This is a genomic window from Sinorhizobium sojae CCBAU 05684 (assembly GCF_002288525.1).
Lineage (GTDB): Bacteria > Pseudomonadota > Alphaproteobacteria > Rhizobiales > Rhizobiaceae > Sinorhizobium > Sinorhizobium sojae.
In genome coordinates, this window is the sequence record NZ_CP023067.1 from 2,898,677 (window position 1) to 2,918,050 (window position 19,374).

Consider the following 19,374-nt stretch of genomic DNA (forward strand, 5'->3'; position numbering starts at 1 on the left):
TGCACCTCCTCCTCGGCGCCGATATTAGTTACGAATGTAACGATTGATTTTGTAACTATCAACGGCGGAGACATGCATTGGATCACGCGTTCGAACTGGAGAGTTTCCTGCCCTATCGGCTCAACCGGGCGGCGGAATTCGTGGCGCTGCGTTTCGCCGCGCAGTACAAGGCGCGCTATCGGCTCACCCGTCCTGAATGGCGGACGCTCGCCGCCCTCGGCAGCCTGGGCCGCCGCATGACGGCGACGGAAATCGGCGCGCACTCTTCCATGCACAAGACGAAGGTAAGCCGCGCCGTCTTCAGTCTCGAGCAGCGCCGCTGGCTGAAACGGGAGGAGGATGATCGCGACCGCAGGGTCGAGCACCTGGCACTGACGCCCGCCGGCGAGCAGGCTTACCGGGAGCTGACGGCGCTTGCGGGCACCTATCAGGCCGAATTGCTCTCGACGCTCGGCGCGGGCAACATGGACGCGCTGTCGACCGGCCTTCGGGCGATCGAGCAGGTGATGGGAAAATCGAACTGATCCTACCCTCGCACGCGCTCCGGGATCGGAAGGCCCTCGAAGCTCTTCAATGTCTCGAGCACGATCGACGTCTTGACGTGCTGGACGCTGTCATGCGGCAAGAGCACATCGTTGACGAAGCGCGATAGCCCGGCAAGGTCGGGTGTCACGACGCGCAGGTGATAATCCATCTCGCCGGTCAGCGCATACGCCTCCAACACCTCCGGCAGTCCGGAGATCAGCTTGGCGAAACGTTTGGCATTGTCCCGATTATGGGTGGCGAGCGTCACCGAGATCACCACCATCAAGTCAAGCCCCAGCTTCTGCCGGTCGATCTGCGCCTGATAGCCGGTAATGTAGCCTTCCGCCTCCAGTCGCGAGCGCCGGCGCGAACATTGCGACGGTGAGAGTGCGACCCGCTCCGACAACTCGTTGTTGGTCAGATGCCCGTCCCGCTGCAGCGCGCTGAGGATCTTGAGATCGAAACCGTCGATCTGCTCCATTCATGCATCCACTTCCAATTCAACGCAAGTTTCATGCGCATTTTCGGTAAAATCGCGCAAGAATACAAGCCTTATGCATCGGATCTGCTGCATACTCCGGCAAAGTCTGGAGATACTGAGAGGAGACTCCGATGGGCCCCTTCCCGCATGACGCCCCACCCGCAACGATATCGCCGGAAAACCCCGCCGGAACGGATGGATTCGAGTTCGTCGAGTTTGCCCATCCGGAGCCTGAAAAGCTCGAGGAGCTTTTCGGGCGCATGGGCTACACGGCCGTTGCCCGGCATAGGGCGAAGAACATAACCGTGTGGCGGCAGGGCGACATCAACTACATCCTGAATGCCGAACCCGGTTCGCATGCCATGCGCTTTGTCGACAAACACGGCCCCTGTGCGCCGTCCATGGCGTGGCGCGTCGTCGACGCCAAACAGGCCTTCGAACATGCAGTTTCCAAAGGCGCCGAAGCTTATGAGGGGAGCGACAAGACCCTCGATGTCCCGGCGATCGTCGGCATCGGCGGCTCGCTTCTCTATTTCATCGAGAACTATGGCGAGAAAGGCTCGACCTACGATGACGAGTTCGAATGGCTCAGTGAACGCGATCCGAAGCCGGAAGGTGTCGGCTTCTATTATCTCGACCACCTGACCCACAACGTCTATCGCGGCAACATGGACAAGTGGTGGGCTTTCTACCGGGAGCTCTTCAACTTCAAGCAGATTCATTTCTTCGACATCGACGGCCGCATCACCGGCTTGCTCAGCCGGGCGATCACTTCACCCTGCGGCAAAATTCGCATTCCGCTGAACGAGTCGAAGGACGATACCAGCCAGATCGAGGAATATTTGAAGAAATACAAGGGTGAAGGCATCCAACACATCGCCGTCGGCACGGAGACGATCTACGACGCGTCCGACAAGCTCGCAGCCAACGGGCTGAAGTTCATGCCCGGACCGCCGGACACCTATTACGAGATGTCGCACGAACGCGTGCACGGCCATGAGGAGCCGATCGAGCGGATGAAGGAGCACGGCATTCTGATCGACGGCGAAGGCGTGGTGGACGGCGGCATGACGAAGATCCTGCTCCAGATCTTCTCGCGCACCGTCATCGGCCCGATCTTTTTCGAATTCATACAGCGCAAAGGCGACGAGGGCTTCGGCGAAGGAAACTTCCGGGCACTGTTCGAATCGATCGAAGCCGACCAGATCCGCCGCGGCGCCCTGCAGCGCCGCGCTTAGACGCTTCGCGCATCAGCCCGAAAATCAGTTCCGATTTTCGAAAAGCTCGATCGCAGATTCGAAGAGTTGCGGCTTTGCGCGCCTGAGAAGAGGCGCGGCGCTGCAAGCATCGCTGTGCGATCGGGCCGGAGCCGTCACTCAGGCGCGAGGACGCCGCGTGTCCGGACGGACACGCGGCGTCAATTCATCCGGCGGTACCGTCAATTGCGCCAGCGGGGCGGGCCGGCATCTCCGTCATGCCTGAAGTAGCGGGACGCCGCTTCGGTTCGGTTGCGCACGTTCATCTTCTTGTAGATGTTGCGGACATGCACCTTGACGGTGTTTTCCGAAAGGCCGAGGCGATCGGCAATGATCTTGTTCTGCGTGCCCATGCAGATGAGATCAAGGATCTGGATCTCACGCGTCGTCAGCAGCCCTCTGCCGATATCGCTCTTCTGTGCCGGGGCCATGGCTTCGGCGCATGTGTCGCGCTGAGCAGGCAGGGTGCTGCCCGTTGGCGACCGCGGCGCCAGCCGCCGAAGCAGGGCGGCCGGAAAATGCTCGCCGCCCTTCATCAGGAGATCGATGGCAGTCAGGCAGACGTCGAGATGCAGGTTCAAGGGCAGCACGCCGTGGATCAGCCCTTCGTCCACAAAACCGGCGATCGACGAGTCGAGTTCGTCCGCATTCTCCACGACGAGTCCGATTGAGGCCCGTGGGTGGAACTCGTGAATCGTTCTGATGACGGATGGAAACGTGCTCGCCGGTATCCGGTAGAGCATGATTAGCGCTACGTCTTCGAGATTACCATCGAGCAGGCTGTCGGCCTCCGAGAGGCTCACGACCTCATGCCCCTGAAAGCGGGTGCTGATCGCCTGCGTCAAGCACTCGGCGAGCAGATCCGCCCGGGCGAGCATTACGATCTTAGTCTTCTTCGCTAGAACCTTGTTGTTGTCCTCAAAATCGCTCAAACTGGAGCCGGTACGATACATTATCCCCTCCTTGGGCACCCCCTTTATTCTGAAGGGTACTAGAGCGCCCTGTCTGAAAATGTCTTCGAGTAAAAAAGCGAATTCACCAGCCACGAAAAAGTCGTGATGGCTAATGTATCGTAAATATGGGGGATAAGAAACAGCCCAGAGGGGTTAGAATCGGGCCACATTCCCGTCTAAATGGTCCCAATATGCACCAATTTTGGGTGAGTCGGACCGATCTCCGGTATCAACAGCCGTGGAGATTTCCGTTTTTTCGCGTCATGCGGAGACCCAGGCAATTTTAGGGGTATGACAGGTTGCATCCGACCGGACCCCCGTACTTCAAAATGAGGAGCGCACACGGCCCTCCGCCTTCGACCTGAACCAAACATACTCACAAGGGGCTAGAGCGGCACATCCGACCTCCCGCGCTCAAAGAGCTCACGTCCTCAACTGGCATGGGGGCCTTTGTCTGATGGCGAGCGGTTGGGCGACGCAAGTCGGCAAAACCACGCAAGGGTTGAATTGCGTGATGCACTTCTACCTGATACGTCGACGGTCCCGGATTCACAGTGTTAACATCGCCTTAATGCCGGACGGACCCGCGGGCCAAGGGGCCGCCCGGTTCGCTCGACATCCGGCCGTACCTTTGAGGCAGTTTTTCAGCTGTGCTGCATGACCGTGGATTGCGGTAATCCGTCAAGCGGCGGCCCGGACTAACCATAATTGGTATCTTTCACTTCCCCCCATTCCAGATCACACTATCACCGTCGCATGGAATTTATGCGTCTCCGGACAATGTTCTGCGTAAGTTCGGAAGTAATCTATATTGAATTTGTATGACAAAGCCTATGACTAGGAATTTTTAATACCTAATGCTTTTAGGGCCGTCATCACGCCCGGAAATTTATACTGGAGAAAAATGTAGAAGGTACACCGCAGATGAATATATCGATGATTCATCTGATGAGAGCCAGCGCCCAAAAACCCTATGGAGATGAAGGGGTTTCGGTGCTGGCTCCCTCTCTCTCTCTCTCTCTCTCTCTCTCTCTCAGCGCGGAAACGAGTATCGCTCGACGATCCCCCAGATATCCTTATTGATCCTCATGATCTGCTCGATCGCCTCGTTGATCCGGGCAATCTCCGCATCGTCGATCTGCTCGATCTTGCCGTATTTTATCGTGTCCTTGCTATCGAAAATCGCCATCAGCTGCGTGCTCGCCTGGTCCCCGGTCTCGTCGAAGGAATAGATGCAGTGGCTGTATTTGTTCCTGAGCTTGGCCTGCCGCCCAAGCTGCTGTGTCACTGCAAGAATTTCCTGCCGCTGCGAAGGCGGCGTCTTCTCCAACTTGGCGAGCCGCTCGACAAGCTCGATCCGGGCGCGTGTTGTATTCAGCGTGAGGAAGATGACGATGGCGGTTTCCTTGTCCACCTTCGCAAGGCCGGCAATCACGTAAATGAGCAGACTCTCCGTGTTGGTCCACGTGTAGTTCAGCTGTCCAATTAAGAGGAGTATCTCGTGAAATCGCTTCATGGGATTTGTGTACCTGGCTACCGGACATCCAACCGTTCATTTCAGGATAGCGCATTTCAGAATTTCCGAAAATTACATCTGACGCTTGCGGTCGACCGTAAACTACGCCCTAGGCGGTAGCACCAGACGTCGAAAGAGTTTCCCAAACACGCCCTTTGCGCAACATCCCTTTTTATGGATGTCGACCTTCGAGGAGCCTCGCCCACCGGGACTAGCCCGAACTGACAGCTTACAATTCCGGCCTGTTGGCAACACACTTTTCCCGCACAACAGAGGGCGGGAACGCTCAGGTTTGCGTTGCCAGTACTGCGTTTCAGGCCGAATGGCCCCTCGAAAGCCTGGCTGACTGCTCCCGATAACAAGGGAGGTGAATACCTGAGCCAGCAGTGCCGGATCCCGGCCATAGCCGTGGGCCCCGGCGACACAGATTTCCATTTTCAAATCTTAACTTCAATTTCAGACCGCGCACCACCAAAATCCGCGTGAGAGATGAAAGCGGTTCGGTTGTGGCGGCCTCAACTTTGAGGACGTAGCGATGAGCAAGAAAAACTTCTTGTGGCCATGGGACGACCAGTCTCAGAGCCAAGACCAGGATCAGTTCCAAGCCGAGCTTCAGGCGCAGTTCGAGCTCCAGGAACAGGAACAGGAACAGGAACAGGAGCAGGAGCAGGAGCAGGAACAGGAACAAGATCAGGACCAGTATCAGGAATCATACAACTACAACGGAAATTACAGCGAGAACGAGAACGACAACGAGAATGAAAACGAGAACGAGAACGAGAACGAGAACGAGAACGACAACGAGAATGAAAACGAGAATGACAACGAAAACGAGAACGAAAACGAGAATCTGAACGAAAACCTCAACGAGACCAAAGTCGACGTCGAGGTCGAGAGCGAGACAGAGGTCGACGTGGACATCGATCTCGATCTGGATGGCTACAAGCCCTCGGATGACGATTTCGCCGATATCGACCATTCCATCATCCATGGCATGGCCAATGTGAGCTTCAAGGACATCCTCAACGGCTCGCTCAATGGCGCCGGCAATGATGTCGGCAACGTCATCAGCCAGTCCGCCATCATGTCGGACGATGATCACCTGCATGATGTATCCAACAGCGGCACTCTGAACCAGAGCGGCAATGCCAATGGCGGTACTGCCACGTCCGATGACGGCATCGATGCCGAAGGCGACGGCGGCTCGGGAGGCGATGATGCCGATGCCGATGGAGGCGATGGAGGCGCCGGCGGTGTTGCCGTTGGCGGCTTCTCGTTCGGCGGTATTGCCGTTGGCGGCGACGCCGATAGCGACGCGGACGGTGGCGACGGCGACGGCGGCGGCGCTTTGAGCGTTGGTGTCGGCACTGGCGGCGACAGCGGTGACGCGAATGGTGGTGCAGCAACGGGCGGCGCCGGCGGCAACGGTGGCGCTGGTCTTGGTGTCGGCCTCGGGCTTGGTGTCGGGCTCGGCGTCGGCGCTGCTGCCGGCGGCGACGGAGGCAACAGTACGGCTGGCGATGCCGATTCCGGCGACATCGAGAGTGACGAGGCGGAGGCCGAGAGCGATGCCGGCGACGGCATTGATGATCTCACCGCCAACGATTTCGTCATCCCGATCTTGAACATCGGCGGCGACGCCGGCGGCAACAATGGCGGCAACAGCACTGCATCCGGCACCACCGGTGATGCCAGCAGCACGTCCGGCGACGCCGGTGACGGCGGCAATGCGCTTGGTGCAGGCGTCGGCCTCGGTGCGGGTATCGGCCTCGGCGCCGGCAATGGCGGCGGTGGCGGCGGCGGTGGCGGTGCCTCCGCGGATGGCGGAACATCCGGCGACGCCGCGGGCGGCACCGGTACATCCGGGGCAACCGGCGGCGCGGGTGCTGGCGGCCTTGCGCTCAGCGGCGCATGGGCCGGTGACGCCTCGGCCGACGGTGGCGCGGGCGGAGCGGCGACCGGCGGTGCTGGCGGTGGCGGCGGGGCCGGCGGCACTGCCACGACCGGAGACGGCGGCTATGGCAGCGCCGGCTCATGGGGTTCCAACAACGGAGACGATGGCTTCGTCGAAGGAATTTCCTCGGCAACGGCCGACGCCGTGATCGACACCAACGCCTTCAACCAGCAGATCGTGCTCGGCGCCAATCTGCAGGGCAATACTGTCGACATGACGATCGTCGGCGGCAACTACAGCACGTCTGTTATCGGCGAGGACGACGCTTAATCACAGCGTAAGCCGCCGATTCACATGCGGAATCGGGCATTGAACAGGACTGCGCGAGCCCCACTCGCGCAGTCCACCAGCACCGCAAGTAAAAGGGGGGCTGACAATGACCTTGCATTTCGACAAGGCGACCGAGGCCATCGCCCATTTCATCGGACTGTTTGAAATCAAGATCGAAGAGCTCCGGTTGCGCGAAGCTCACGAGGAATTCCAGGCAACCCAGGATGACGAGCGGAATCCGCCGGAACTTCCCTTCGTGCCGGTCAATGTAAAGGCGCCTTACGCACTCGGCGACTTCAACCCGGATATTCCTTATAAACCGCTCGCGCCGGAACTGGTAGGACTGGACTCCCTGTCCTATGTCGGACCGCTCCCCCCCGCATTTTCCGCCCCCGGCGACATAGCGGCCTTCGCCGTGCCCGGGCCGCTCCCCCAGCACTGGTCGACCGCCAAGTCCTCCTCGCAGAAATTCGATTTCCACATCGATCCGCCCGGGTCGGTCGCCTTGCATAGCGCCCAATATATACGGCTTTCGGACAATGACTTCGTCAGCATCGGCGGCCATGGGTTAAGTTTCGACCTGCGGATCGACAGCAGCGCGATGCTGGCCAACCTCATCGATACGGCCCGTCAAGTTTCTCCCCTCGCCGACGCGGAGGAGCCTGGCTCCCCAGACGCGGTCCTCGCATTCATCGACACCGCCTCACAACAGCTGGAGGCATTTTTCGCGGCGAGCGACGGCGCCGAAGGCCAGGTCAAGGCCAAATCCGATACGCTCGAAGGCACCTACGTGAATGGTGAACTTGTCGACGAAGCCCCGCGCCTCGAAGACTACCTGCCTGAGCCGGACGAGGCGGACGAGACGGCAAACGACGCACCGATCTTATCCTTCCATGCCAGCGGATCCTTCGCTGCAGGCGAAGGGCCTGTATCGCCTGGAGCCTCGGTCGAGCTGGAAGCCGGCGGCAATACCCTGGTTAATTCCGTCGTGCTGACGAACAACTGGCTGCAATCGCATGTCCTGGCCGTGGCCGGCGATCATGTCGAATTCAATGCAATCGTCCAGATCAACGCCTGGTGCGACAGCGATCTCGTGAGCCCTGCCCTGAACAATTGGAAACTGATTGGGGAAAATCCGACCCAGGCATTCAACATCGCGATGTTCAAGCATCTGGATCCCTCGCCCGCAGAAGCCGGGAATGCCGGTAGCGGCGACTTCCCCAAGGCCTGGGCGATCACCGAGATCAAGGGCGACCTCCTGATCATGAACTGGCTCGAGCAGTTCACCTTCATGACGGATGAGGACGTGGCCATTCTGGCATGCGCGGGTGCAACGGCCTCGATCATCGCCGGCGGCAACACCGCGGTGAACAATGTCTCGCTCGCCGAATTGGGAACTTATTACGATCTCATCTTCGTCGGCGGGCATGTCTACGACGCCAATATCATCCAGCAACTGAACATCCTGTTCGACAACGACCTCGTAGGCCCCGTCGACGGCTTCGCAACGAGCGGGGAAGGTTCTGTTTCCACGGGCGGCAACCTGCTCTGGAACTATGCGGGCATCGTGGAAGCCGGTGGCGCGATGAGCGTGGCGCCGATGCCGCAATCCTATCTCAATGCCCTCGACAAGCTGGCGGGCGGCAAGAAATCGGTCCCGGACGACGTCCTCCAGGATCAGGTTTTCGCCGGCATGAATGGACTGAAGGTGCTCTATATTTCGGGCAACCTCCTCAATCTCAACTATGTCAAGCAAACCACCATTCTCGGAGATAGCGATCAGGTCGCGTTGGCGAAGAGTGCTCTGGTGACCGGCTCCGACGGAGACTGGTCGATCTCGACCGGCTCGAATGTCCTCGTCAACCATGCCGGAATTCTCGACGTCGATGCCGGCAGGACGATCTATGCCGGCGGCGATGCCTATTCGGACGAGGTTCTTGTCCAGGCCGAGTTGATCCAGGACGAACCTTACCTGGGTGGCCAGAATCCCGATGCACTCGTGAACGAAGCGGTTGCCTTCCTCGGCGAGGACATGATGGCTCCCGACCCCGGCCCACGGCCGATGGACCACGGGCAATCGGACTTCGGGCGATCCCATAATGACGGGACGGACAAGGGACTGTCTGATCATGCATCGCCCCATATCGATGCCGATCCAATGCACAGCATGCTTGCCTGAGCGGAACGCGGGAGAAGATCATGACCGACAACCGCGCGCCGTCCCTGCAAGCATTCGCAAGCGACGGCGAGGAGATTTCCCCGGCTGACATTGAAATGGAACGGCGACGGCAGAAGCTCGATGCAGAGGCCGCCGGTCAGCAGTTGCTCCGCGAGATCGACAATCAGGAGGATGTATTGAATCAAACCGTGAAAAAGATCGACGGTGTGATCTGCGTGCTCCGCGGCGGAGCCGCTGCAAGCGACCTCCCCGGCGGCGATCGCGCAAATCCCGCGGCATCGCCGACGATCGGAGAGGCCGGAACGGCGCAGGGTGCCGCGCCGAGGCCGGAAATCGCGCGGCAGGCACGACCGGCCACGAAGTCAGTTCCCCCGATTGACGCGGAAGTCCGGCCCGAACCACGGCATCACGACAGGCACCAGCTCGCCCGGGAAGCGCATGCACCGGCCAAGCGCAGCGATAAGCCTGCCCCGGAGACCAGAGCCGAGGTGAAGGCCGAAGCGAAGTCCGAGGTAAAGGACAAGACCGGCGTACCGGGAATGGTCGTGATCGATGGCGACCGTGGCCCAGTAAAGACTGAACATAGGTCACCTGACAAGGGCGGTTCGGACGGCGGTGGCAATGGCGGTGGCGGCAACGGCGGCGGCGTTTTCCACAAGCGCCTCGGGCCGGTCGATTTCTCGGCGAGCCTCAAGGCGGGCATCACGGCGATCAAGCAGAACCTGATGATCGTGATGATCTTCACGATCGCCACCAATGTCCTGGTGCTCGCGATACCGATCTATCTGTTCCAGATCTCCGACCGTGTGCTGACCAGCCGCTCGGTCGACACGCTGGTCATGCTCACCGTCCTGATCGTCGGCGCTGTGATCCTCCAGGCCGTCTTCGATGGAATTCGTCGCATGATCCTCATGCGAACGGCCGTGGAAGTCGCCGCCCAACTCGGCGCGCCGATCCTCAGCGCGGCCGCCAGGGCCTCGCTCCACAGCAACGGGCGTGAATATCAGACGCTCGGCGATCTGCAGCAGCTTCGCTCCTTCCTGGTGTCTGGCACGCTGCTTTCCTTCCTGGATGCACCGATTGCGCCATTCTTCGTCGCGGCGGTTTTCCTGATCCACCCACATCTCGGCTCGATCGTCATTGGTTCGGCCCTCCTTCTTCTGATCGTCACCCTTCTCAATCAGAGGGCGACTGCCGCATCTTTCGGCGAGGCCAACAGTTTCCAGACGAAGGCCAATCTCCACCTCGATTCGATGTCACGCAATTCGCAGATCATCAATGCGCTCGCGATGATCCCCGAAGCGGTTCGCATCTGGGGCAAGGACATGGCGGGCTCGCTGAAGTCGCAGGTGCTGGCGCAGGACCGCAACATCGCCTTCGCTTCGCTCTCCAAGGCCGTGCGCCTCCTCACCCAGGTATCCATGCTTGGCTGGGGCGCCAATCTCGCTTTGCACGGTGAGCTCACGGGCGGCATGGTGATTGCAGCCTCGATCATCGCCGGCCGGGCGCTGGGGCCGATCGAAGGCGCGATCGAAGGCTGGAATCAGGTCATCCAATCCCGCGCCGCCTATGGGCGCATCACCGCCCTGCTCCAGAACTCGCCGCTCAATTTCGAGCGGCTGAAGCTGCCGCAGCCGGAGGGGCGCCTGGACGTCGAACGGTTGCTTTTCGTGCCGCAAGGGACCAAGCGCGTTGTCCTCAACGGCGTGAGCTTCTCGCTGAACCCGGGCGACTCGTTGGCGGTGATCGGCAGTTCCGGCGCGGGCAAGACGACGCTCGGCAAGATGCTCGTCGGCTCCATCCTGCCGACATCCGGCAATGTCCGGCTCGACCTCATGGACTTGAGGAACTGGGACCAGCGCCAGTTCGGCGAAAACATCGGCTATCTGCCGCAGGACGTCCAGCTGTTCCCCGGAACGATCAAGGCCAATATTGCACGCATGCAGGAGGAGGCGAGCGACGCCGACATCTACGCCGCCGCCAAGCTGGCCGACGTACATGACATGATCGCCTTGCTGCCGCACGGCTACGAGACCTTCGTCGCGGCCGACGGTTCGCCGCTCTCCGGCGGGCAGAAGCAGCGCGTGGCCCTCGCCCGCGCATTTTTTGGCAATCCGCGCATGGTCGTACTCGACGAACCCAATTCCAATCTGGACAGTGCCGGGGAGGCTGCGCTGACGCGTGCCCTCCAGCATGCCAGGGAACAGAAAATCACCGTCATCACCATCACCCAGCGCCCCGCCCTCCTCAGCAGCGTGGACAAGGTGCTGCTTCTGGTCAACGGCACGGTGGCCCTGTTCGGCATGCGTCAGGACGTGCTCAAGGCGCTCTCCGCACGCGGCATGAACATCGAGGGCAACACGCTTGCCCAGAACCAACTGATGTAGGCGACCATGGCGCATACGGTGAAGATACATGACCTCGAGTGGTATTCGGAGGTTCCGCGTTCGATCTGGAGGCAGACCCTGATCGGGCTCGCCTTGATGGCGGCGACGTTCGGAGGCTTCGGTCTGTGGGCCTTCACCGCACCGCTGGCAGCAGCCGTCATTGCCCAGGGAAGCTTCGTAGCAACCGGGCAAAACAAGATCATCCAGCATCTCGAAGGCGGGATCATCGAGGAGATCCTGGTAAGCGAGGGCGATCATGTGGTGGCGGACCAGCCGCTGGTGCGCCTTGACGAGACGTCGGCGCTCGCCAATCAAAGGCAATTGTTCCTGCGACAGGCGAGGCTCGACGCGATCATCGCACGCCTCACCGCCCAGATCCAAGGGGCGGATGCGATCACCCTGCCGGACACTCTCTCGCCGCATGTGCAGGATCCGGAGGTTCGGCCAATCGTCGACAGCCAGGAACTCAACTTCGAGGCATGGAAGAGCAAACTCGACAGCGAGATCGAACTGTTCAGGCAGAACATCGAAGGGTTCCGCTTCCGCGCCGAAGGCTACTCGCAGCAGCTCAGGGCGGTTCGCCGGCAGCTCGCTCTCCTCCAGGAGGAACACGCCGGCAAGCAGACGCTGCTTGCGAAGAACTTGATCCGCAAGACAGAGATCAAGTCGATCCAGCGAGCGATCGCCGACGCGGAGGGACAGATCGGCAGGCTCATGGCCGAGATTTCGGAAACGGGCTCGCAGATCCTGAAACAGGAACAGCAGATCCGGCAGACGGAGGAAACTTATCGCGAGGCGGCACTGGAAGAAGTGCAGCAGGCGGAGGCCGAGCTGGACTCCGTACGCGAGCAGTTGAGAGGCGCTGCGAACGTCCTGCGTCGGGCCACTATCAATGCCCCGGTCACCGGCACGGTCGTGCGGCTTCACTACCACACATCCGGCGGCGTTATCGAGAGCGGCAAAGCCATCATGGAAATCTTGCCGTCGGACGTCCCGCTCATCATCGAGGCGCAGATCCTGCGCACCGAGATCGACAGCGTGAAGATCGGCCAGGGCGCCATCGTGCGGCTGACAGCCCTCAACCAGCGGACAACGCCGGTGCTGAACGGCGAGGTCTACTACATCTCCGCCGACTCCATTCCCGACTCGGCAGACGCCCCCTCGCGGGAAGTCTATCTCGCCAGGGTCAACCTGCCGGTCAGCGAACTCTCCCGCGTCCCCGGCTTCGCGCCGACCCCGGGCATGCCGGCCGAAATCCTGATCCAGACGGCCGAGCGCACCTTCTTCGACTATCTGACGAAGCCCATCCGGGACAGCATGGCGCGCGCCTTCATGGAACGGTGAGCGCCTGCTGCATTCTCCTGATTTCCTGTGCGTTGGTGAGAGCACAGGTTGCGGCTGTTGCGCCTGACAAGACGCGTTGCGCTGTACGGCGCCGTAGATGAACTATCACCTACACCTTATGTCTTAATCACAAGGCATGATAACTCCATTTCACATCACACCTCTACCTTAAGTAGCTATCTTCAATAATCGAGGCTGGCGTCGTATAATCGAATTTTATTTTATTATATTTCATCGGGGCTGAGCGATGAGAGTAGATATTATTGAACGGATTGAAGACTTCGAAAATATTCGCGGGAACTGGGAGAACGTATATCACGCTGATCCCGAGGCCCACGCTGGACTGTCCTGGGAACGGCTCCACAAACACGTTTCGCGTGCGCTGCGATGGTCCGTCCTCGCACTGGGCAGTGAGAAAACCAACGAAGGATATTGCGCATTCCTGCCTCTTGAAGTGAAGACCTATCTCGACGAGAGCAACGGGCATTTCTGTGACGAAATCCAGATGGTCGGGAATTGCGGTACCGGGCGCACCGGCCTGCTCTGCACGCCGCAGCTCGAGAGCGAAGCAGTGGACGCCTTTGCCGGTTGCATCGGCAAGGAGAACTGGGCGCGCATGAAATTGGAATGCCTCGAACCCGTCTCCCCGCGGCTCGAGCGATTGCTGCGAGCCTTCGCCACCGAGCGTTTTCTCTGCGAAGACGCCGGCCGTGTCGAAGGCCGGCGCCTGAGCCAAGGCGATCGCTGCCGAAGCGTGCTTATAAGCACGCGCAGCGGCCGAAATCTGCGCGGCTGCCTCAACCGCCGCAGCATCGATTTGGTCTTCGATTCCGCCATGGACCTGCACGCCTGCGGAGATCTAGACCGGGCGGAGGCGGCCTACCGTCAAGTGGCCCGATCGGCGCCCCGGCATATCCACGTCCGCTACGCGCTGGGGCAACTGTGCTGCGACCGGGGCGATTATGCCGAGGCGGAGCAGATCTATCGCGGACTGCTTTCCGTCATGCCGCAGGTCGACAGAATCCTGCATCGGCTCGGGGACACGCAGATGGCGCAGGCGCTCTATCGAGATGCGAGCGAAACCTTCGAGAACCTGCTCGCTCGCCACCCGCACCTCGGCGTGGTCCGCTACAAGCTGGCCGTATGCCTCCTGGCCGCGGGTCTGAGAGAGGCGGCGGTCGCCGCCTTCGAGAGCTTCGAAGACATCGTGTCTGATGATCCGGATCACATGCGGTGTAAAGCGAAATCGCGCGAGGCCCTATGGCACCTGAGCACACTGGCAGAATCACAAAGGCCGCAGGCCGAATGCCAAGCGCCGCAAGGAGCGGAAGAGGCCAGCCGCCCTCCCCCCGCCGCGGCAAGCGCGACTCCGCTCGGGCTCGCCATGCCGCTTCTTAGGCCTTCACTGCCCCGGGGAATATCGACGCATCTGCATGCGAGGGCCGCTTCGCTTTACGGACGTATCGGCTCAAGACTGAAGCACTGACCGGTGCATCGGTACGGATCGAAACATATTCACCGACGTCGAATGCGGCCGATGATGCCGGCATGCGACGACAGGCAAGCGCCGGCCAGCAGCAGAAAGAGCGCGATCCAAAGCGCTGGATTCGACATGGGTAGCAAGGACCAATCGCCGCGCAGAAGCTGCGGAAGCGAGAGGCCGGAAAGCCCGGCCTGCGCGCTCGACGCCCGCACCACGCCGAACATCGACGCGACCAGCGCGACATGCGCGTGAATGAAACGGGTTCTCACATAAAACTCCGGCCGGACGGCAAGGGGGACCCCCACCGCTGCGGCAATCAGCAGCGCCGCCACGGCCGCTACGATGCCGACACTATCCAGGAGCAGGAAGGCGGGCTCGCGCACCGCCGGAAGGATCGTCATATAGAGCGACCAGACCATCGCGCTCGACGGAAACCGCGCCAACAGAAGCATGCTCAGGAGAAGAGCCGCGGCCAATGCATAGGCAAAAGACGGTCCGAGCCGAACGAAAGTGAGAACCCGGGAGCGCATTGGACATGCTTCCTTTTCGGTTGAAGGCGGACCTTTCGACGACAGCGCCGCGCGCCCCTGATCACGCAAGCTCGCTGTGGAATTGCTGCATCATACGAGCCGGCGCTTAAGCGGAGCTTACCACCGTTCCTTGCAATGCACGGCCAAAGCACCTTGGCCATTTCCCAGACTGACCGATTCGCTCTTCACGAGCCACTTCCCCCGTGAAATTCCAGTGGAAACGGCTATGCGAGACAAACAAATGTGTCTCTTTAATGCTACGCGCCTGCCCAATTCTTCATTTGTTAGCTTTTCTTCGGGATGAATTTTCGTGAGAAGCAGCACTTGCTTGGCTAGGATGCACCCGTAAGTTTGGGGGTAGGTATGATCGCATTGCAAGTTGGATCACGGATCGCATGTATTACGACGCTGCTGGCCGTCGGAATTGTCCTGGCGGGGTGCCAATCCGCCGCTTTCGACGACGTAGCGGCATTTGGCGATAGCGCCAAGACGCTGGAGGACGACTCGGCGGTCGCCTTTTACAAGAACGATGAGCTGATCACGAAGGGCAAGCTGCAGTTCAAGGAAAAGAACTATGGCAAGTCCTACTCCATCTACAAGCGCGCGGTCGCGGTGTTCCCTCAGGATCCAGCCGCCTGGCTCGGCTTTGCCGCCTCCGCGGACATGATCGCCCGGTTCGACACGGCAGACCGGGCCTATGTGCAGCTCGCAAAGATGATCGGCAACACCCCGGTCTATTACAACAACCTGGGCTACTCTCATCTTCTACGCGGCGACCTGCCCAAAGCGCGTCGCTACTTCCTGAAGGCCTACGAGCTCGATCCCGCAAACGAGACGACCGCGACCAACCTTGAATTGATGAAGAACAGCGTGAAATACGCTCAGCGCTGACGGCTGCCGGCATCGGATTACCGTCGACGGCCGTTTGCTCAACGGCTGCATGTCTTCTTGAATCGATGTCGATTTTAAGAAGACATGCAGTAAGAGCGAGCCTTCCGCGTCGTCACGGGCGCTTTTGCAGAATGCCGTAGATGATGTTGCGATTTTCACCAAATTCCACACGCGCGTCGATCGTGTTGCGGTCGACGCTCGCATTGATGATCTTCCACATATCGCTTTCCGAACGCAGTAGCAGTGCCCAGTTCATGAACGTTTCCATGTAGCCGTCGTCGCTGATCTCGTCTGCGAAATTGGCGAACAGGAAGATCCCGTTGGGCTTCAACATTTCCAGGCACTTCTGCGTCAGCTTCACCGCCACCTTATCGGCGAGATAGTCATAGAGACCGGCAGCATAGACGAAGTCGAACTGGCCCAGATCATAGCCCCTGGTGAGGAGACCGCGAACGGACCCGTCGATCGCTTCGATGCAGGTTCCGTTGAAGTCGCGCGCGATAGAGCCGACGCTCAAGGGATCCTGATCAAGCGCCACCCAGCGCTTTATCCGTCCCTCGCTCAGGGCGACCGAGCGGTCTGCCTCGCGCAGATGGCCGGCGGCGAGCGTGAGGACCTCTGTCTCGCCACCCCGCTCGCTCGCCAACGCATCGACATGCCGGGTCAGGAGATCGCGCCTTTCGCGAACCGCAACCGAGGACGGCGCGTTGCTGGTGTACTCATAAAGGGCGCGACCGAGCGGCGACGCCTTCTCGATCGCCTCCGAGGTGCTCGGATGGCCATAGATGAAGTCGATCAGCTGCGCGTCGCCGGAATAGCCGCGCGGTTTCTCGAAGGACCAACGCGTGAACGGATCCTCGTGGAAGAAATCCGCGAGCGGATGATTTTGCACCAACGGCACGAGCTCTTGCCAGACGCTCGGATCGAATTTGCCGCGCATTCCGTGAAGCGCGCCGATGAGCTGGTGAATGATGGCGGCCGGTTCCCGCCCGCCTTCGATCTGCTGCCGCGCGATCGACAGCACGAGCGCGAGCTCGGCCTTGGCGGTTTCGAGTTGCTTCTCGTGTTGAGCCGTTTTGGCGGGAGACAGTTCGGTTGTGATGGACTCTGGGGTGATAAGGCTTTCGCCGTCGAAGACAATCTTGAATTGGGTCACGCGAAACTCATCCGTTAATAGCTTGTTAACAGTATGCTCAAGTTTGAAAGGGGCGCCAGCCGTACTTAAAGCTTTCATAGAATATGGTTAACAAACGATCGGACTGATCCGTTTTGCTACGCCGATGAAAAAGCATTTGAACTTGGTCGAATTCAGCAAAACTTAATCGACCCGTACTATTGTGCCGAATAATGTTGCCCTATGCGCAGTGGTTTCCCATGCGGACGGCGGACTGAAACGTCTGAGGTGACGTCAACTGTAGGAAGAGAACCTTAGCTCCGATGGAGCGACTCAAAGCAATGGATCGGTGCATGAAGCACACGTTGACCGACATCACTGAAGTCGATCTCGACAATGACCCGCCGAGACCGGCTTCAACCGAATTGCTCGCCCTCTATGACGAGGAAGGCGAAGGTACGCGCATACAGGCGACCAGAAAGGGACTCTGGACCGCGGTTGCCGTGTATCTGCTGTTCTCAGTGACGGATATACTGCTGGTGCCGGACGTCGCGGCTATGACGATCGCGGCGCGTTTCACGATTTCGGTTGTGGCGCTCTTCATCCTGGAAATACAGGTCCGCCTGAATGCCACCGCGAATTCGATCGATTGCACCGCCGCAGCCGCACTGGTGGTCGCCTATGCCGGATGGCTCTATCCGGCGATGATGACGTCGGATACCGAAAGCATCTCCTATTATATGGTCTTCGGCGCCATCTTCATGATGAGCGTCAACCTGTTCTTCAGCTTCAAGTTTCGACTGTCCCTGCTCGCATCGATAACGATTCTGCTGATCTTCTTTGCCGCAGTTTTATCTTTCCCCCCGGCGGAGGTTTCCTACCGGCTTGCATTCGGCACCTTCAACGTCTCCTGTTTCATCTTTACTTCCTACGTGAACTGGAAGCTCAACAGGGAGCGCTACAAGGTCTTTCTCAATGCCATCGAGGCGAGAATCCAGCACAAGGAGGCGTCCGAGCGCGGAAGGGCGCTGCTGCGGCTGTCGCACACCGATTCGCTGACCGGCCTCAACAATCGCCGCGCCGTGGACCAGACGCTGCGGGACTATTGGGGAGACTGGCAGAGGCGCGGAAAGAGCTTCGCCGCAATCCTCATCGATGTCGATTTCTTCAAGAAATACAATGATTTCTACGGCCACCAGGAAGGCGATCGCTGCCTGGTCCTGGTTGCCAATGCCCTCAAGGAATCGATAGAGGCTTGCAACGGCTCCATCGGCCGTTACGGCGGTGAGGAGTTCATCGTCCTTGCGCATATGCAATCAAGCGAAGAGGCCGCCGAGCTCGCCGAAGCCATACGCCGCAACGTCGAAAACCTGGCCCTGCCGCATCAGGAACGGCGCGACGGCACGGCCGTGGTCACCGTCAGCGTCGGCGCCGCCTTCACTCGAAACCAGACGGGTTCGAAGCTCGAGAGGCTTATCCATGAGGCCGATCGCGCGCTCTACAGCGCCAAGGCGAGCGGCCGCAATTGCGCAAAGCTTTTCGACCCGAGCGATCCCCTGACCAGTGACGAGAGCGAGAACATCGCGGCCCTGCTCAAGATCGCGACCGACCAGGACCTCGTCTCGATGGTCTACCAGCCGATCCGCAATGTCGCATCGGGCAGAATCGACGCCGTCGAGGCGTTGATGCGGCTGAAAATGCTCGATGGCACCGCGGTCCCGCCCGGCCTTTTCATCCCGATCGCGGAACGCACCGGCGTCATCCTGGAGCTCGGGCGTTGGGCGATTAGGACCGTCTGCCGCGAAATCCTGTCGGACGATCGCGTTCCGGTGGTTAGCGTCAACGTCTCGCCCATCCAGCTTAAATCGCCCGGCTTCGCCGCTTCCGTCGCGGCCATTCTTGGTGAAACGGGAGTCGCCGGCGCCCGGCTGGCGCTCGAAATCACCGAGGGGCTGGAGATGGAGATGCATTCGGACGTCTTGCGATGCATCAGCGACCTCAAGACATTGGGCGTCCGTATCTGGCTCGACGACTTCGGCACCGGCTTCGCCGGCCTGTCATGGCTGCGGCTGATCGATTTCGACACGGTGAAGATCGACCGTTCGTTCCTTCACGATTGCGACACTCCGAAGGGCAAGGCGATGTTGAGGGATATTATCGGTCTCGTGCGAAATCGCGGCCACAAGATTCTCGTCGAAGGGGTGGAAACCGAGGACCAAATGGGGCTCATGCGGCAGTTCCGCATAGACCAGGTCCAGGGCTTCCATGTGGGCCGCCCGGCGCCGGCGGAAAATCTCCGGCTGAAGGCCACCGCAGGCGCCCATCTGACCCGAGCCTGAGCTTGACGCAGTACTGCGTCTATGATCGGGCTGCTGCATATTTAGGCGTAGCCGGAATGTCGACTACTCCTCCTACGTCGTCATCCTCGGGCTTGACCCGAGGATCCAATCGTAAGCACCGTCCCCGCATGGTCCTGTCCGGATTGGGTAGG

Annotated in this window: 14 protein-coding genes; 9 read left to right on the forward strand and 5 right to left on the reverse strand. The window is 60.0% G+C overall.

Features of this window, described 5'->3' with window-relative positions:
• Positions 1-77: 77 nt before the first annotated feature.
• The gene (locus SJ05684_RS14145; RefSeq protein ID WP_034855889.1) at positions 78-524 is read left to right on the forward strand and encodes a MarR family winged helix-turn-helix transcriptional regulator; all 447 of its coding nucleotides are present in this window, start codon (positions 78-80) and stop codon (positions 522-524) included.
• 2 nt (positions 525-526) lie between these two features.
• Here SJ05684_RS14145 and SJ05684_RS14150 read toward each other — a convergent pair whose 3' ends face one another.
• Positions 527-1,006, reverse strand: a complete 480-nt coding sequence (locus SJ05684_RS14150; RefSeq protein WP_034855891.1) for an Lrp/AsnC family transcriptional regulator — start codon at positions 1,004-1,006, stop codon at positions 527-529.
• Between the two features lie 131 nt (positions 1,007-1,137).
• Between SJ05684_RS14150 and hppD the strand changes: the two genes are divergently transcribed.
• Positions 1,138-2,244: a 4-hydroxyphenylpyruvate dioxygenase gene (gene hppD, locus SJ05684_RS14155; RefSeq protein WP_034855893.1), complete on the forward strand. Its 1,107-nt coding sequence runs from the start codon at positions 1,138-1,140 to the stop codon at positions 2,242-2,244.
• 200 nt (positions 2,245-2,444) lie between these two features.
• Here hppD and SJ05684_RS14160 read toward each other — a convergent pair whose 3' ends face one another.
• Entirely contained in the window at positions 2,445-3,215 is a 771-nt protein-coding gene (locus tag SJ05684_RS14160; protein WP_034855896.1) for a helix-turn-helix transcriptional regulator, read from the reverse strand.
• Positions 3,216-4,248: 1,033 nt separating this feature from the next.
• A complete protein-coding gene (locus SJ05684_RS14165; RefSeq protein ID WP_034855898.1) occupies positions 4,249-4,731 on the reverse strand; it encodes a hypothetical protein in 483 nt (160 codons plus the stop codon).
• A 535-nt stretch (positions 4,732-5,266) separates the two neighbouring features.
• Here SJ05684_RS14165 and SJ05684_RS14170 point away from each other — a divergent pair.
• From SJ05684_RS14170 to SJ05684_RS14190, 5 genes are all read left to right on the forward strand, one after another.
• Positions 5,267-6,955 (forward strand): hypothetical protein, encoded by a 1,689-nt coding sequence (locus SJ05684_RS14170; RefSeq protein ID WP_034855901.1) that lies wholly within the window; start codon positions 5,267-5,269, stop codon positions 6,953-6,955.
• Between the two features lie 106 nt (positions 6,956-7,061).
• Positions 7,062-9,134 (forward strand): hypothetical protein, encoded by a 2,073-nt coding sequence (locus SJ05684_RS14175; RefSeq protein ID WP_034855904.1) that lies wholly within the window; start codon positions 7,062-7,064, stop codon positions 9,132-9,134.
• 20 nt (positions 9,135-9,154) lie between these two features.
• Complete coding sequence (locus SJ05684_RS14180) at positions 9,155-11,521, forward strand: type I secretion system permease/ATPase (protein ID WP_034855906.1); 2,367 nt, start codon at positions 9,155-9,157, stop codon at positions 11,519-11,521.
• A 6-nt stretch (positions 11,522-11,527) separates the two neighbouring features.
• Positions 11,528-12,865, forward strand: coding sequence for an HlyD family type I secretion periplasmic adaptor subunit (locus tag SJ05684_RS14185; RefSeq protein ID WP_034855907.1), 1,338 nt, complete (start codon positions 11,528-11,530; stop codon positions 12,863-12,865).
• A 247-nt stretch (positions 12,866-13,112) separates the two neighbouring features.
• Positions 13,113-14,351, forward strand: coding sequence for a tetratricopeptide repeat protein (locus tag SJ05684_RS14190; RefSeq protein WP_034855908.1), 1,239 nt, complete (start codon positions 13,113-13,115; stop codon positions 14,349-14,351).
• A gap of 29 nt (positions 14,352-14,380) precedes the next feature.
• Here the strand turns inward: SJ05684_RS14190 and SJ05684_RS14195 are convergent, their stop codons facing one another.
• A complete protein-coding gene (locus SJ05684_RS14195) occupies positions 14,381-14,878 on the reverse strand; it encodes a hypothetical protein (protein WP_034855909.1) in 498 nt (165 codons plus the stop codon).
• 363 nt (positions 14,879-15,241) lie between these two features.
• Here SJ05684_RS14195 and SJ05684_RS14200 point away from each other — a divergent pair, with 363 nt between their 5' ends.
• Positions 15,242-15,769 carry a tetratricopeptide repeat protein gene (locus SJ05684_RS14200; protein ID WP_034855911.1) on the forward strand — a complete coding sequence of 176 codons (528 nt, stop codon included), beginning with the start codon at positions 15,242-15,244 and terminating at the stop codon, positions 15,767-15,769.
• A 112-nt stretch (positions 15,770-15,881) separates the two neighbouring features.
• Here SJ05684_RS14200 and SJ05684_RS14205 read toward each other — a convergent pair whose 3' ends face one another.
• A complete protein-coding gene (locus SJ05684_RS14205; protein ID WP_034855913.1) occupies positions 15,882-16,925 on the reverse strand; it encodes a class I SAM-dependent methyltransferase in 1,044 nt (347 codons plus the stop codon).
• A 311-nt stretch (positions 16,926-17,236) separates the two neighbouring features.
• On the opposite strand from SJ05684_RS14205, the gene SJ05684_RS31180 reads away from it, so the two are divergent.
• Positions 17,237-19,222: a putative bifunctional diguanylate cyclase/phosphodiesterase gene (locus SJ05684_RS31180; RefSeq protein ID WP_034855963.1), complete on the forward strand. Its 1,986-nt coding sequence runs from the start codon at positions 17,237-17,239 to the stop codon at positions 19,220-19,222.
• Positions 19,223-19,374 lie beyond the last annotated feature (152 nt).